Origin of the sequence: Janthinobacterium agaricidamnosum (assembly GCF_003667705.1) — a bacterium.
Taxonomy (GTDB): Bacteria; Pseudomonadota; Gammaproteobacteria; order Burkholderiales; family Burkholderiaceae_D; genus Janthinobacterium.
Map to the genome: position 1 here is coordinate 4606599 of NZ_CP033019.1, position 15204 is coordinate 4621802.

General features: G+C 65.0%; 15 protein-coding genes and 1 tRNA gene. 13 read left to right on the forward strand and 3 right to left on the reverse strand.

Going from position 1 to position 15204, the window contains the following annotated elements; translation table 11 throughout:
- Nucleotides 1-35 precede the first annotated feature (35 nt).
- From D9M09_RS20815 to D9M09_RS20845, 7 genes are all read left to right on the forward strand, one after another.
- On the forward strand, nt 36-1247 hold the full coding sequence (locus D9M09_RS20815) for a hypothetical protein (RefSeq protein ID WP_121670270.1): 1212 nt from the start codon (nt 36-38) through the stop codon (nt 1245-1247).
- A 189-nt stretch (nt 1248-1436) separates the two neighbouring features.
- The gene (locus tag D9M09_RS20820) at nt 1437-2408 is read left to right on the forward strand and encodes a bifunctional riboflavin kinase/FAD synthetase (RefSeq protein WP_121670271.1); all 972 of its coding nucleotides are present in this window, start codon (nt 1437-1439) and stop codon (nt 2406-2408) included.
- 67 nt (nt 2409-2475) lie between these two features.
- On the forward strand, nt 2476-5376 hold the full coding sequence (gene ileS / locus D9M09_RS20825; RefSeq protein ID WP_121670272.1) for an isoleucine--tRNA ligase: 2901 nt from the start codon (nt 2476-2478) through the stop codon (nt 5374-5376).
- A 195-nt stretch (nt 5377-5571) separates the two neighbouring features.
- The gene (gene lspA / locus D9M09_RS20830; RefSeq protein WP_070224538.1) at nt 5572-6081 is read left to right on the forward strand and encodes a signal peptidase II; all 510 of its coding nucleotides are present in this window, start codon (nt 5572-5574) and stop codon (nt 6079-6081) included.
- A 17-nt stretch (nt 6082-6098) separates the two neighbouring features.
- Nucleotides 6099-7319 carry a bifunctional phosphopantothenoylcysteine decarboxylase/phosphopantothenate--cysteine ligase CoaBC gene (gene coaBC / locus D9M09_RS20835; protein ID WP_121670273.1) on the forward strand — a complete coding sequence of 407 codons (1221 nt, stop codon included), beginning with the start codon at nt 6099-6101 and terminating at the stop codon, nt 7317-7319.
- A 25-nt stretch (nt 7320-7344) separates the two neighbouring features.
- On the forward strand, nt 7345-7794 hold the full coding sequence (gene dut, locus D9M09_RS20840; protein ID WP_121670274.1) for a dUTP diphosphatase: 450 nt from the start codon (nt 7345-7347) through the stop codon (nt 7792-7794).
- A 12-nt stretch (nt 7795-7806) separates the two neighbouring features.
- Nucleotides 7807-8910, forward strand: a complete 1104-nt coding sequence (locus D9M09_RS20845) for a M48 family metallopeptidase (RefSeq protein WP_070312172.1) — start codon at nt 7807-7809, stop codon at nt 8908-8910.
- Nucleotides 8911-8941: 31 nt separating this feature from the next.
- Here D9M09_RS20845 and D9M09_RS29185 read toward each other — a convergent pair whose 3' ends face one another.
- Nucleotides 8942-9082: a hypothetical protein gene (locus D9M09_RS29185; protein WP_162995759.1), complete on the reverse strand. Its 141-nt coding sequence runs from the start codon at nt 9080-9082 to the stop codon at nt 8942-8944.
- Nucleotides 9083-9180: 98 nt separating this feature from the next.
- On the opposite strand from D9M09_RS29185, the gene D9M09_RS20850 reads away from it, so the two are divergent.
- The 5 genes from D9M09_RS20850 (at nt 9181) to D9M09_RS20870 (ending at nt 12939) form a co-directional block, all read left to right on the forward strand.
- On the forward strand, nt 9181-10188 hold the full coding sequence (locus D9M09_RS20850; protein WP_121670275.1) for an XdhC family protein: 1008 nt from the start codon (nt 9181-9183) through the stop codon (nt 10186-10188).
- 66 nt (nt 10189-10254) lie between these two features.
- Nucleotides 10255-11172, forward strand: a complete 918-nt coding sequence (locus D9M09_RS20855; RefSeq protein ID WP_121670276.1) for a DNA-3-methyladenine glycosylase 2 — start codon at nt 10255-10257, stop codon at nt 11170-11172.
- A 58-nt stretch (nt 11173-11230) separates the two neighbouring features.
- A complete protein-coding gene (locus D9M09_RS20860; protein WP_121670277.1) occupies nt 11231-11602 on the forward strand; it encodes a COG4315 family predicted lipoprotein in 372 nt (123 codons plus the stop codon).
- A gap of 21 nt (nt 11603-11623) precedes the next feature.
- Nucleotides 11624-12145 carry an RNA polymerase sigma factor gene (locus D9M09_RS20865; RefSeq protein ID WP_121670278.1) on the forward strand — a complete coding sequence of 174 codons (522 nt, stop codon included), beginning with the start codon at nt 11624-11626 and terminating at the stop codon, nt 12143-12145.
- A complete protein-coding gene (locus D9M09_RS20870) occupies nt 12142-12939 on the forward strand; it encodes an anti-sigma factor family protein (RefSeq protein WP_121670279.1) in 798 nt (265 codons plus the stop codon). Before D9M09_RS20865 ends, D9M09_RS20870 begins: the two co-directional genes overlap by 4 nt.
- Here D9M09_RS20870 and D9M09_RS20875 read toward each other — a convergent pair.
- Complete coding sequence (locus D9M09_RS20875; protein WP_121670280.1) at nt 12936-14162, reverse strand: MFS transporter; 1227 nt, start codon at nt 14160-14162, stop codon at nt 12936-12938. The two genes, D9M09_RS20870 and D9M09_RS20875, sit on opposite strands and share 4 nt — an antisense overlap.
- 110 nt (nt 14163-14272) lie before the next feature.
- Here D9M09_RS20875 and D9M09_RS20880 point away from each other — a divergent pair, with 110 nt between their 5' ends.
- Complete coding sequence (locus D9M09_RS20880; protein ID WP_121670281.1) at nt 14273-15073, forward strand: helix-turn-helix transcriptional regulator; 801 nt, start codon at nt 14273-14275, stop codon at nt 15071-15073.
- A 47-nt stretch (nt 15074-15120) separates the two neighbouring features.
- Here the strand turns inward: D9M09_RS20880 and D9M09_RS20885 are convergent.
- Nucleotides 15121-15197, reverse strand: a tRNA-Met gene (locus D9M09_RS20885).
- Nucleotides 15198-15204: the final 7 nt, after the last annotated feature.

The following is a 15204-nucleotide window of genomic DNA, read 5'->3' on the forward strand; positions in this document are numbered from 1 at the left end:
TCCTGCCTATTCGCTTTTTACTGAAAGACTTTCTTATGTCCAAGTTTCGTCTCGCTCATCTCGGCCTCGTCATGGCCGCTATCGGTTTTACCGCAGCAACTCCCGTAATCGGCCTGGGCTCGCTGGCATACGCCGCGGACACCGTGCGTGCCGAAGTGGGCAAGCCACTGCAAGAAGCGCAAAAACTCGCTAGCAGCGGCAAAAACAAGGAAGCGCTGGCCAAGCTGCGCGAAGCTGACAGCGTCGGCGGCAAGACCGCCTTTGAAAGCTACCAGATCGAGCGCGTGCGCGCCTCGGCCGCTGCCGCCGCCGGCGACAACGGCACCGCCATCAAGGCTTTTGAAGCCGTCATCAATTCCGGCCGCCTGAGCGCCGCCGAAGCTCCCAAATTCACGCAAGCGCTGGCAGGCATGTACTACCGCGCCAAGGATTGGCCGAATACCATCACCTGGATCAAACGTTCGCTGAAAGACCGCGAAGATCCACAGATGCGCGAACTGCTGATCCAGACCTACTACGTCAGCGGCAACTACGCCGAAGCGGCGAAAGAACTGCAAGCGCGCGGCGGCAACTCGGAAGCGAGCCTGCAAATGCTGGCCAACATCCAGTTGAAGCAAAACGACAAGGCCGGCTATGTGTCGACCCTGGAAAAACTGGCGTCGAGCTATCCGAAAACCAGCTACTGGGCCGACCTGCTGAACCGCGTTTCCGGCAAGCCTGGCTTCTCGCAACGCCTGGGCCTGGACGTCCAGCGCCTGCGCCTGGCCAACGGCCTGTTCACCAAGCCTTCCGAATACATGGAAATCAGCCAGTTGGCCTTGCAAGCAGGCAATCCTGGCGAAGCGCTGAGCATCATCGAGCAGGGCTACAAAAAAGGCGTGCTGGGCACCGGCGCCGATGCCGCCCGTCACCAGCGCCTGAAAGACCTGGCCCTGAAGACCCAGGCTGACCTGAAGGCCAACGCCGCCAAGTCGGAAGCGGAATACGTCAAGAACAAGGACGCCGACAGCTTGAGCAAGCTGGGCTTCGCCCTGGTCTACGATGGCCAGGCAGAAAAAGGCCTGGGCCTGATGAATGACGCCGTGAAGATGGGTACCGCCAAGTATCCCGAAGAAGCCAAGCTGCACCTGGGCATCGCCTACATCCACGCCGGCAAGAAAGCCAACGCATCGACCGCGCTGAAAGCCGTCAAGGGCACGGACGGCGCGGCTGACCTGGCCCGCTACTGGGCCTTGATGAATAAATAAGATAATATCCCCAGGATATTGTCGGGCAGCTAGTCAATTGCCCATCACTAAAGCGTTGCCGGCACCCTTGCCGGCAACGCTTTTTATCATTTCAGCAGGGAAATTACCCGTGCGGCCGCCCTGCCGGGTGTGCATCCCTGAAACAGTCCGTATAATCCCCCTTTTGGCACAGTTTTTCATCAGATTCCTATGAAGGTATTCCGCGGACTTCCCAATGCCCAGGCACGAGCGCCTTGCGCTCTGACCATCGGCAATTTTGACGGTGTCCACATCGGCCATCAGGCCTTGCTGGCGCGCGTGCGCGAAGCTGCCACTGAACTCGGCATCGAAGCGGCCGTGATGACGTTCGAACCGCACCCGCGCGAATTCTTCGCGCAACGCGCAGGCGACCTGACGAAGGCGCCGCAGCGCATCGCCAACCTGCGCGACAAGCTGCAGTCGCTGGATGACGCCGGCATCGACCGGGTCGTCGTCGAGCACTTCAGCGCCCAGTTCGCCGCCCTGACGCCGCAGGAATTCACGGAAAAAGTCCTCGTCGACGGCCTGCACGTGAAATGGCTGATGGTCGGCGACGACTTTTGCTATGGTGCCCGGCGCGCCGGCGACGTCGCCATGCTGCAGGAAGCGGGCCGCGAATACGGTTTCCACGTAGAAACTTTACCGACGGTGATGAATGGCAGCACGCGCATCTCCTCGTCGGCCGTGCGCCTGGCCCTGGCCGCCGGCGATTTCCCGCTGGCCACGCAGCTACTGGGCCATCCGTACGCCATATCCGGCCACGTCATCCACGGCCAGAAGCTGGGCCGCACCCTCGGTTTCCCCACCCTGAACCTGCGCGTGGCGCACCGCCCCGCCCTGTCCGGCATCTTCATCGTGCAAGTACACGGCCTGGGACCACTACCGCTGCCCGCCGTGGCCAGCCTCGGCGTGCGCCCCACCGTCGACGACAGCGGCCGCGTCTTGCTGGAAGTGCATCTGTTTGATTTCAATCAATCCTGCTACGGCAAGCTGGTACGCGTGGAATTCCTGCAAAAGCTGCGCGACGAAGAAAAGTACGACGACTTGCCCACCCTGACGGCCGCCATCGAGCGCGACTCGAACCAGGCGCGCGCCTATTTTGAACAGCGCAGCGGCGCCATTACCGCCACCGACCGAATTTGACGCCGGCCAACTCCGTCGCCTGGCGGCTCCTGCCGCCGCAAACCATTCAATATCATTAAAGAAGACTATGTCCGATCAAAACAAGCCAGCCACGCCCAAGCAAAACAAGAAGCCTGAAAGCAAATACCCGGTCAACATGACGGAAACCCCATTCCCGATGCGCGGCGACATGGCCAAGCGCGAGCCGCAATGGGTACAGCAATGGCAAGACAAGAAGATTTACGAGCGCGTGCGCAAGGCTGCCGCCGGGCGTCCGAAATTCATCCTGCATGACGGCCCGCCGTACGCGAATGGCGACATCCACCTGGGCCACGCCGTCAACAAGATCCTGAAGGACATGGTCGTCAAGTCGCGCTCGCTGGCCGGCTTCGACGCGCCGTATGTACCGGGCTGGGATTGCCACGGCATGCCGATCGAGATCCAGATCGAAAAACTGCACGGCAAGAACCTGCCGACGGCTGAAGTGCTGGAAAAGGCCCGCGCCTACGCCAACGTGCAGGTCGAGCGCCAGAAGAAGGACTTTATTCGCCTGGGCGTGCTGGGCGAATGGGACAACCCGTATCTGACCATGGCGCACGGCAATGAAGCCGACGAACTGCGCGCGCTGGGCAAGCTGCTGGAAAAAGGCTATGTCTACCGCGGCCTGAAACCGGTCAACTGGTGTTTTGACTGCCAGTCGGCGCTGGCGGAAGCTGAAATCGAATACGAAAACAAACGCGACCCGGCCATCGATGTCGGCTTCAAGTTCGCCCAATTCGACAAGCTGGCCAAGGCTTTCAATCTGCCGACACTGCCGACCGAAAATGGCTTCGTCGTCATCTGGACGACGACCCCGTGGACCATCCCGTCGAACCAGGCACTGAACGTCCATCCTGAATTGACATACGCACTGGTCGAAACCTCGCGCGACGGCAAGCCCTTGCTGCTGATCCTGGCGCAAGACCTGGTCGAATCGAGCCTGGCGCGCTTCAAGCTCGAAGGCACGACGATCGCCACCTGCGACGGAGCCGCGCTGGAAGGCATCAGCTTCCGCCATCCGCTGCACGCGTCGCACGCTTTCTACGACCGCCTGTCGCCGATGTACCTGGCCGATTACGTGACCGCCGAAAGCGGCACGGGCGTGGTGCACTCGGCGCCCGCGTATGGCGTGGACGACTTCATCTCGTGCAAGGCGCACGGCATGAAGGACGACGACATCATCAAGCCCGTCATGGGCGACGGCAATTACGTTTCGACGCTGCCCCTGTTCGGCGGCATGAGCATCTGGGACGCTTCGAAGCCGATCTGCGCCGCCCTGAAAGAAGCGGGCGCCCTGTTCGAAGTCAAGATGTTCGACCACAGCTACATGCATTGCTGGCGTCACAAAAAGCCTGTGATCTACCGCGCCACCTCGCAGTGGTTCGCCGGCATGGACGTGACGCCGAAGGACGGCGGCGCCACCCTGCGCGAGACGGCCTTGAAAGGCATCGCCGACACCGAGTTCTTCCCGGACTGGGGCCAGGCGCGCCTGCACGGCATGATCGCCAACCGTCCCGACTGGACCCTGTCGCGCCAGCGCCAGTGGGGCGTGCCGATGGCCTTCATCGTGCACAAGGAAACGGGCGACCTGCATCCGCGCACGCCGGAACTGCTGGAGCAAGTGGCCAAGCTGATCGAAAAGAACGGCATCGAGGCATGGCAGGCGCTGGACCTGAAAGACCTGATCGGCGACGAAGCGGCCATCTACGCCAAGAACAAGGATACCCTGGACGTGTGGTTCGATTCCGGCGCCACGCACCAGACGGTGCTGGGCGGCCCGCAAGGCCACGGTTCGCACTCGACGCAGCTGCAATTCCCGGCCGACCTGTACCTGGAAGGCTCGGACCAGCATCGCGGCTGGTTCCACTCGTCGCTGCTCGTGTCGTCGATGCTGAACGGCCGTCCGCCGTACAAGGCCCTGCTGACGCACGGCTTCACGGTCGACGGCGAAGGCAAGAAGATGTCGAAGTCGCTGGGCAACACGCTGGCGCCGCAAAAGATTTCGGACACCCTGGGCGCGGACATCCTGCGCCTGTGGATCGCTTCGACCGACTACACGGGCGAGCTGTCGATCTCCGATGAAATCCTCAAACGCGTGACGGAATCGTACCGCCGCATCCGCAACACCCTGCGCTTCCTGCTGGCGAACACATCGGACTTCAATCCGGCCACGGACGCCGTGCCGGTGGCGGAGATGTTCGAAATCGACCGCTATGCGCTGGCCAACATGGCATCGCTGCAGCAGCAGATCGAGAACAACTATGCGCGCTACGAGTTCCACCCCGTCGTGTCGAAGCTGCAGACGTACTGCTCGGAAGACCTGGGCGGCTTCTACCTGGACATCCTGAAGGACCGTCTGTACACCTCCGGTTTAACGTCGCACGCGCGCCGTTCGGCGCAGACGGCCCTGTGGCACATCACGCAAAGCCTGCTGCGCCTGATGGCCCCGGCCCTGTCGTTCACGGCCGAAGAAGCATGGGCAGTCTTCGCCGGCGCGGATGCATATGCCGCCAGCGATGAAACCATCTTCACGCAAACCTGGTGGCAGCTGCCGGAAGTGTCGGACGCGGCCGACCTGCTGGAGAAATACACGGCCCTGCGCGCCGTGCGCACGGACGTCACCAAACAGCTGGAAGACTTGCGCACCTCGGGCGCCATCGGTTCCTCGCTGCAGGCAGAACTGACGATCAAGGCCGCGCCGATGAAGTACAAGCTGTTGACCACCCTGGGCGACGACTTGAAGTTCGTCTTCATCACCTCGCAGGCCACGGTGGCCGAAGTGCTTGAGGAAGCGGCCGAGGAAGTGGTCGTGGCAGCGTCGACGGCGCCGAAATGCGAGCGCTGCTGGCACTACCGCGCGGACGTGGGCACGGACGCCGCGCATGCTACCCTGTGCGGCCGCTGCGTCAGCAACCTGTTTGGCGCGGGCGAGAAACGCCGCTTCGCCTAACAACGTCGTCAAAATCTACTGCGCGTCGCGATTTGCGGCCTGCGATGCTCGCTGTACTAAAGTACAGCTGCGCGTCTCGGGCCAACGGGGGCGCCGAGCCTCGCTGCCGCTCGCTACGATTTTGCCCGTCGTTGTATGCTATGAGTCCAACCGCCGCCTGCTGCCAGGCGGCGGCTTTATCTTCCCTGGAAAAATATGGCCACTAAAAACCGTTTTTCATCGAAATCGTCCTCCTCGGCGTCGCTCGTGCCCTGGCTGGGCATCGCCGCCATCGTCATCCTGTTCGACCAGATCACCAAGATCACGATCCTGAAGACCTTCCGCTACGCGCAAGAGATGGTCATCACCTCGTATTTCAACCTGGTGCTCGCGTATAACAAGGGCGCCGCGTTCAGCTTCCTGTCCGACCAGGGCGGCTGGCAGCGCTATTTCTTCACCGGCATCGCCCTGGCGGCCGCCATCTACATCATCTATCTGCTGAAAAAGCACGCCGGCCAGCGCATGTTCTGCTGGGCCCTGGCGCTGATCCTCGGCGGCGCGCTGGGCAACGCCATCGACCGCCTGGTGTACGGTCACGTGGTCGATTTCCTCGACTTCCACTGGAAAAGCTGGGGCCATTTCCCCGCTTTCAATATCGCCGACAGCGCCATCTGCATCGGCGCGGCCCTGTTCATCATCGATGAACTGCGCCGGGTAAACAAATAAACACGCGGGAGAACGGCATGGAATTGTCCGGCAAAAAAATCGTCCTGGGACTTTCGGGCGGCGTCGCCTGCTACAAGGCGGCGGAACTGTGCCGCGCGCTGACGAAGGCCGGCGCCTCGGTGCAGGTGGTCATGACGGATGCCGCCAGCCACTTCATCACGGCCGTGACCATGCAGGCGCTGTCCGGCCACCCCGTGCACACGAGCCAGTGGGATGCGCGCATAGACAACAACATGGCGCATATCGATTTGACGCGCCACGCGGACGCCATCCTGATCGCGCCGTGCTCGGCCGATTTTCTGCGTAAACTCGCCCATGGCGTGTGCGACGACCTGCTGTCGACCCTGTGCCTGGCCCGTCCCTCCCACCTGCCCTTGCTCGTGGCGCCGGCCATGAACGTGGAAATGTGGCAGAACCCCGCCACGCAGCGCAATGTGCAGCAGCTGCGCGACGACGGCATCACCCTGTTCGGCCCGGCCGCCGGCGAACAGGCGTGCGGCGAAGTTGGCCTGGGCCGCATGCTGGAGCCGGAACAGCTCTTGACGGAGCTGATCGCCGCCTTCCAGCCGAAAGTCCTGGCGGGCAAGCGCGTGCTGGTCACGGCCGGCCCCACGTTTGAAGCCATCGACCCCGTGCGCGGCATCACCAATCTGTCCTCGGGCAAGATGGGCTATGCGGTGGCGCGCGCGGCGCGCGAAGCGGGCGCCGAGGTGCTGCTCATTTCCGGCCCGACGGCCCTGGACGCGCCATTCGGCGTGCGCCGCATCGACGTGCAAAGCGCGCAGCAGATGCATGATGCGGTACTGGCCCACGTCGACGGCCAGCATGTCTTCGTCGCCGTGGCCGCTGTGGCAGACTGGCGCGTGGCCAACGCCAGCGACCAGAAGATGAAAAAGCAGGCCGACGGCTCCGTGCCCGAACTGCAGTTCGTGCAAAATCCCGACATCCTGGCCACCGTGGCGGCGCGCACCAACCTGGCCGGCTATCCGTACTGCGTGGGCTTTGCCGCCGAATCGGAAAACCTCGTGGAATTCGGCTCGGTCAAGCGCGAGAAAAAAGGCATTCCCCTGCTGGTCGGCAATATCGGCCAGAACACGTTTGGCCAGGACGACAACACCATCATCCTGTTCGACGAGGAAGGCCATACCGTGCTGCCGCGCGCCTCGAAACTGAACCTGGCGCGCCAGCTGATTTCGGAAATCTCGAAGCGGATCGCCAGGAATTCACTGCTCAAATAATCACTTTCTAAACGACTTAGCTTCAATGAAAAATATCGACATCAAGATCCTCGACGCCCGCATGCAAGAACTGCTGCCGGCCTACGCCACGCCGGGCAGCGCGGGACTCGACCTGCGCGCCTGCATAACCGAGCCCATCACCATCGAAGCCGGCCAGACCGTGCTCATTCCCACCGGCCTGGCCATCCACATCGGCGACCCGTCGTATGCGGCCATGATTTTGCCGCGCAGCGGCATGGGCCACAAAAACGGCATCGTATTGGGGAATCTGGTAGGCTTGATCGACTCCGATTACCAGGGCCAGCTGATGGTATCGACCTGGAACCGGGGCCAGAGCGCATTCACGCTCAATCCCATGGAACGCCTGGCGCAGCTGATTATCGTGCCGGTGCTGCAAGTGGGCTTTAACGTCGTCGAGGAATTCGGCGACAGCGAACGCGGTGTTGGCGGTTTCGGCAGCACCGGCAAACATTAAGGATTGACACTTATGCCAGGTTTCCGCCATCTGATCCCAGCCCCAACCTCGCTGCGCCGACTGGCCACTCCCCTCCTGTTGGCCGGCGCGGCCATTCTGGCCGGCTGCACCACGCCGGCGACGAATGTCAGCGGCCCGTTCAACGTCGTGCCGGCGCCCGATGCGCCCGCACCGACGGCGCAGCAAAAGGCGGCGCAGGAAGAACTGGTGAAGATGGTGGCGCTGCAGGACCGCCTGTCGAAAGTGTCGGCGCCCCTGCTGATCAATAATGCGGACCTGTGCAAGACGTATGCGCGCAACCTGCTGGGCTTCACGGCGCAGAACAAGTATTCCTACCCCGGCATCTATGCCGACGCGGCGCAGGCGGCCCTCGGCTACGGCGAGCAGATGCAGGTGTCCGGCGTCTTGCCGGGCAGCGGCGCCGCGCGCGCCGGCTTGCGCAAGGGCGACGGCTTGCTGGCCGCCGAAGGCAAGCCGCTGCCGGCCGGCCCGAAAGCGGAAGGCCCGTTCGGCGCCATCGTCGGCCCGCTGGCCTCGAAAAGCGCGAGCCTGAACATGACCATCGCCCGCGACGGCCAGCAGCAAGACCTCAAAATTCCCGTCACGCGCGCCTGCGCCTTCCGCGTCGCCCTGGGCAATGCGGACAATATCAACGCGTATTCGGACGGTTCGCGCATCATGCTCACGCGCGGCATGGTCAATGCGGCGCAAAACGATGAAGGCATCGCCTTCGTCATCGCCCGCGAAATGGCGCACAACATCCTCGACCACGCGCGCAGCCAGCGCACGGCGGGTACGGCCGGCAGCATCATCGACAGCCTGGGCGCCGTGCAGCCCGACGTGTCGATGCTGACGGGCGCCGCCGGCATCAAGGCCATGCCGCAGGAACTCGACGTGCAAGCCGACACCCTGGCCATCTATCTGCTGGCGCGCGCCGGCTACAATGTCGACAACGCGGCCCGCTTCTGGCAGCGCCTGGCCACGCAAGTGCCGGCCACGGTCGCCAACGGCTACACGGCCCTGCACCCGGGCACCAACTCGCGCATGGCGGCGATCAACCGCGCCGTCACTGACGTGCGCGCCAAGCAGGCGGCGAAGAAACCGCTCAAGCCTTAAACGCCAAAGGCGCCTGATGCAGCAGGTTTGCTCAGGCGCCCGGGAAGTTCGGGAAGTAGGTGCCCATGACCCAGGTCAGAGCGCCGCAAAATACCACCGCCAGGAACAGGGCGATGAGCAGTTTGCCAAACTTGGGGATGCCGTCATCTTGCGTCTTTTGGTCGTTCGACATGAAAACTCTCCGCAGGCTGTTGGAGAGCGTAGTATAGCCACAATATTGAAGAATATTCCATACTTTGCCGCCTGCCTGCGGCTTTCCTTCCGCGCCTCATGGACAGCATCGACCTTGAAGTTCTGAAAACCAGCGCCGCCTGGCTCGCCGCCGGGCACCGCTGCGAACTCGTCACCGTCATCAAGACCTGGGGCTCCAGCCCCCGTCCCGTGGGCGCCACCCTGGCCATCTGCGACGACGGCACGGTGGTCGGCTCCGTCTCCGGCGGCTGCATCGAGGATGACTTGATCGACACCGTGCGCGTGCACGGCATCGTGCGCACCTTGCCGGAAATCGTCAGCTACGGCATCAGCGCCGACGAGGCGCACCGCTTCGGCCTGCCCTGCGGCGGCACCATCGAACTGGCCATCGAGCCGCTGCACGCGGACAGCAAGGTGGCCGAACTGCTGGCACGCCTGGAAGCGCATGAACTCGTCGAGCGCCGCCTCGACCTGCACAGCGGCGCCGTCACCCTGCAGCGCGCCACGCCGGGCGCCGTGCTGGCCCTGGAAGGCGCGGTGCTCACCACGCAGCACGGCCCGCGCTGGCGATTGCTGATCATCGGCGCCAGCCAGCTGTCGCGCTTCGTGGCGCAGATCGCCACGGCCATGGATTACCACGTCATCGTCTGCGACCCGCGCGAGGAATACCGGGGCGGCTGGAACGTACCGGGCGTGCCCCTGCTGCACGCCATGCCGGACGACCTGGTGCTGGAATTAAAACTCGACAGCCGCAGCGCCGTCGTCGCCCTCACGCACGACCCCAAGCTCGACGACCTGGCCCTGATGGAAGCATTGAAATCGCCGGCTTTTTATGTCGGCGCCATCGGCTCGCGCGCGAATAACGCCAAGCGCCGCGAACGGCTGCTGCAGTTCGACGTCAGCGCCGAGCAGCTGGCGCGCCTGCATGGCCCCATCGGCCTGTACATCGGCAGCAAGACGCCGGCCGAAATCGCCATTTCCATCCTGGCCGAACTGACGGCCGTGAAAAATGGCGTGCCCGACGCGCTGCAGATCCATCACGCGGCGGCCCTGAGTCCGCCCACCACCGATATCTGCGCCCGCTAAGGACCGCAGCAAGAAACGCGGTGCGCCGGCGGCGCGCCCCTGCTACCTTCACTGAATTTGGCCACCATGACCCTGCTGCACTGGACCCTCCCCCTGCCCGCCGGCTACCGCCGCGACGACGTCATCGCCTTTCACAGCCGCGATACGGAAGCCGTGGCGGAACAGGTCACCGCGACGGGCCTGCGCAAGGGCATCCTGCTTGCCGGCGTGCCCGTCGTGCTGGACGTGGCGTTCGCGGACGCCGCGGCCGTCTGCCGCGCCGAGATCGACGGCAGCGCCAGTGACGCCCTGCACACGGCGCTGCATGGCGCCCTGCTCAACATCCTCGGCCTGCGCATCGACCCGCAACCCTTCGCGCAGCTGGCCGCCGCCGATCCGCTGCTGGCGCCGTTGATCCGGCTTAACCCGGGATTGCGCATCGTGCAATCGGCCAGCCCGTTCGAGGCGCTGACCTGGGCCATCATCGGCCAGCAGATCAACCTGCCGTTCGCCATTTCCCTGCGCCGCACCTTCATTCTGCAGGCGGGGCGCCGGCATGGCAGCGGCTTGTGGTGCTACCCGGAGGCGCGCGACGTGGCGCGGCTGGACATCGAGGATTTGACCAGCCGCAAATTCTCGCGCGCCAAGGCGGAAACCGTGCTGCGCCTGGCGCATCTCGTCGATGACGGGGAATTGTCGCTGGAACTGCCGCCCTCCGGCGACGTGGCGGCCATTTCGCAGGCGCTGCTGGCCGTCAAGGGCATCGGCCCGTGGACCGTCAATTACGCGCTGCTGCGCGGCTACGGCTATGCCAACTGCTCGCTGCACGGCGACGTGGCGATCCGCGCCGCCCTGCAAAAGCTGCTCGGAGAGGAAACGAAACCGGACATGGCGCGCACGGAGCAGTGGCTGCGCCAGTACGCGCCGCACCGCACCATGGCGGCCGCCCACCTGTGGGCCAGCCTGCATGCGCCGGCAAAAAATATGTCAAACGAGCGGGAATAAACGGCGGGCGGCACGCGTCTATCCCTTGCAAGCCCCCCAAAACCTCAAGGAGATCATCATGCGCTTTACTACTTTTGCCGCCACCGCCCTTTTCACCGCCTTGTCCGCCCCCCTCGCCTTCGCCGCCGACGTCATGCCCGCCAACGGCATGCTGGTCAACGCCAGCGGCATGACCGTGTATGTGTTCGACAAGGATGTCGCCGACAGCGGCAAGAGCGCCTGCAGCGGCGGCTGCCTGGTCGCGTGGCCCGCCGTCATCGCCACCAACGCGGCGCCCGCCGCCCCGTATGGCAGCATCAAGCGCGAAGACAACGGCGCCATGCAGCTGACCTACAAGGGCAAGCCCCTGTACCTGTACAAGGAAGACAAGAAGCCGGGCGACGTGGCCGGCGACAATTTCAAGAACGTGTGGCACGTCGTCAAGCCCTAAGCAGCCCTGCCCGCCGCCACGATGACCACGCAAGAGGATAGCCGTCAGCTGCAAGCGTGCCTGCCCGGCCTGCGCCGCTATGCGCGCGCGCTGGCGGGCGCCCTGCACGCGGACGACCTGGTGCAGGACACCGTGGAGCGGGCGTGGCGCAAGCTGGACCAGCGCGTCGGCGAGATGCGGCCCTGGCTCTTCTCCATCATGCATAACCTGCACGTGGACCAGTTGCGCCGCCCCGGCCTGGCGCTGCAGGAGCTCGACGACGATACCGTGCTGCCCGCGCCTGAGCACGCGCCCGGGCAAGCCATCGCCATCGGCGAGATGGATGCGGCGCTGGCCCGTTTGCCGCTGGGGCAGCGCGAAGTGATCCTGCTCGTCGCGCTCGAACAGATGCCGTACGAGCAGGTGGCGGCCACCCTGGACCTTCCCGTCGGCACCGTGATGTCGCGTTTGTCGCGCGGGCGCGACAAGCTGCGCACCCTGCTCGACGGCCGCCCTGCCGGCAGCCAGGGCAGCGGCCCACCCACCCTGAAAGTCGTGAAATGACAACGCAAGCCATCAGCGAAGCGCAATTGCACGCCCTGGCCGACGGCGTCCTGCCCGAAGACCAGCGCGCGGCCGTCGACGCCCACCTGCACGCGCATCCCGGGGATGCCGCCAAGGTCGATGCGTGGCGCGAGCAGAACCGGCAATTGCGCGCCCTGTTCGATCCCGTGCTGGACGAAGCCGTGCCGCCTGCCCTGCTGCAGGCGGCGGCCCCGCCGGCGGCGAACGGCGCCTGGCGCCGCCCCGCCATGCAGGCGGCAGCTGCCGTCGTGCTGGTGCTCGCGGGCGGCGCGGGCGGCTGGCTGATGCGCGGCGATGGCGGCGATGCCGCCGACATGCGGAGCGCCAGCGCCAGCCCGATCTCCCTGGCGCGCAGCGCCGCCATCGCCCATGCCGTCTACACGCCGGAAGTACGCCACCCCGTCGAGGTGGGCGCGGAACAGGAGGCGCACCTGGTGCAATGGCTGTCGAAACGCCTGGGCAGCAAATTGCAGCCGCCTGCGCTGTCGCCGCTCGGCTATCACCTGATCGGCGGGCGTTTGCTGCCCGGCGATGGCGACGGCCCCGTGGCGCAATTCATGTATGAAGATGGCAAAGGTCAGCGCCTGACCCTGTACGTGGCAAAAGAACGGGCCGGCAAGCAGGAAACGGCCTTCCGCTACACGCAGGAAAAGGACTTGAGCGTGTTTTACTGGATCGACGGCCAGCTCGGTTATGCCCTCTCGGCGAGCCTGCCCAAACAGGAACTGGGCAAGATCGCCGACGCCGTGTACGCGCAGCTGGAAAGTCACTAAACAGACTCTTCCATTTTCCGGAATTCTGCAATCCATTTCACGCCGCACCATTGCAGCAGCAACGCTGCGGCGGCGACCAGGGCGGCGCAGGCCGCCAGCAGCCACACGGGCCAGTCCAGCAGGAGCAGTACCCCGCCTGCGGCGGCGCCGATGGCACTGCCCAGGTACAGCGCCGATTCGTTGAGAGCGATGGCCAGGTTGCCGTCGCCCTGCCGCGCGCGCACGGCCAGCAGCCGCTGGTTCTGCGGCACTTGCAGGGCCCAGCCGGCCGCGCCCCACAGCACGATGGGCGCCAGCATCAGCCACGCCGACCAGCCGGCCGCCAGCGGCAGCGCGCACAAGGCCAGCGCCAGCAACAGCAGGATGAGCCAAGTCAGTCTCGGCGCCGCCACCTTGTCCGCCCATGGCCCGACCAATACGCTGCCCGCGATGCCGCCCACGCCCCACGCCCACAGGAAGGGCGTGGCGGATATCGCGGCGCCGTGCGCGGACCACGCCAGCAGCGGCGCAATGAACGTGTACATGCCCAGGCTGGCGATGGCCGCCAGCAGCGACACGAGCAAAATGGCCAGCACCTGCCCATCGGCCAGCAAGGCCAGCTTGCGGCGCAGCGAGGTCGCCGGTACTTCCGGCAGCGCGGGCAGCTTCCACAGCAAGCCCGCCAGCGCCAGCGCACCGAGGAAAGCCACCAGCCACAGGGCCGCCGTCCAGCCCAGCTGCTGCGCCAGCAGCAAGCTCAATGGCACGCCCAGCACCGTGCCGCCCGCCATGCCGCCCATGATCAAGGCTATGGCCTTGCCCCGCTGCCGCGGCGCCGACACGCCAGCCGCCGCCGCGATGCCCAGCGCCAGATACACGCCGGCGCCGATACCGGCCACGGCCCGCCATGCCAGCAGACTGGAAAATCCTGGCGCCAGCGCGCTGGCCCCGTTCGCCAGCACGAACACGCCCAGGGCGGTCAACAGTCCTGAGCGCTGCGCGCGCGCCGGCAGCAAGGCCACGGCCAGCGGCGAGCCGAGACCATAGGCCAGCGTAAACGCCGTTACCAGCTGCGCGGCCATCGCCACGGACACGGAAAAGGCGCCGGCGATCATCGGCATCAGGCCCGCCGTCACATACGACGCCATGCCCAGCGCGAACGCGCCCACGGCGATCAGGTAGACGGTGGCGGGCAGCGCGGCGGCGGCAGGCGCGGCGGCACGGGAGGAAGAATAGTCAGACATGGACACGCTTTCTGGAAGAAAGCAGGCATTCTGGAATACAATATAAACAATTACAATTTAACTGTTTATGCTATTACTGATAGCAACAGCCTCACCGGAAAGACCGCACCATGCGCACCTTGCAACGCACCCGCCACGAACTGGCCGCCTACCTGCAGGCGCGCCGCGCGCGGCTGTCGCCCGAGGACGTGGGTTTGCCCGGCGGCGGGCGGCGCAGGACGCCGGGCTTGCGCCGCGAAGAAGTGGCGGCACTGGCCGGCGTGGGACTGACCTGGTACACCTGGCTGGAGCAGGGGCGCGACATCGGCGTCTCGAGCGCCTTTCTCGACAAGCTGGCCGAAGTGCTGAAACTCGATGCGGCGGAACGGCGCCACCTGTTCCTGCTGGCGCATGCGCGCCCGCCCGCCGAGGAAGGCAAGACGTTTTGCGTGGTGCCGCCGCCCGTGCGCCGCCTGATGCACGAGCTGGCGCATCCGGCCTATGTGCTCAACCTGCGCTGGGACGTGCTGGCGTTCAATGCGGGCGCGGACGCCCTGTTCGGCTTCGGCACGCATGTGCCGGCGCGCCGCAATCTGCTGTGGCTGTTGTTTACCGACCCGCTGCTGCGCTCCCGTTTCGCCGGCTGGGAAGAGCAGGCGCCGCTGATGCTGTCGAGCTTTCGCCGCGACTATGCACGCGCCACGCAGGAAGCGGACATCCACGCGCTGGTGGAGGAACTGGAAAAGGTCTCGCCCGAGTTCAAGCAGTGGTGGCGCCGCCACGACGTGCATGCGCCGTGCGCCGGCGTGCGCCAGCTGGACGTCTGCGGCGAGCAGCTCGCGTATGAACACACTTCGCTGACCATCGATGCTGACCGCCACTTGCGGCTGGTCGTGTATGCGCGCCAGCTGGCAGACGACATCGCGCCGTAGAACGAAAAAACCGCTGGCCCTCTTGCGAGGAACCAGCGGCTTCGAATTGGTTGCGGGGACAGGATTTGAACCTGTGACCTTCGGGTTATGAGCCCGACGAGCTGCCAGACTGCTCCACCCCGCACTCGAAT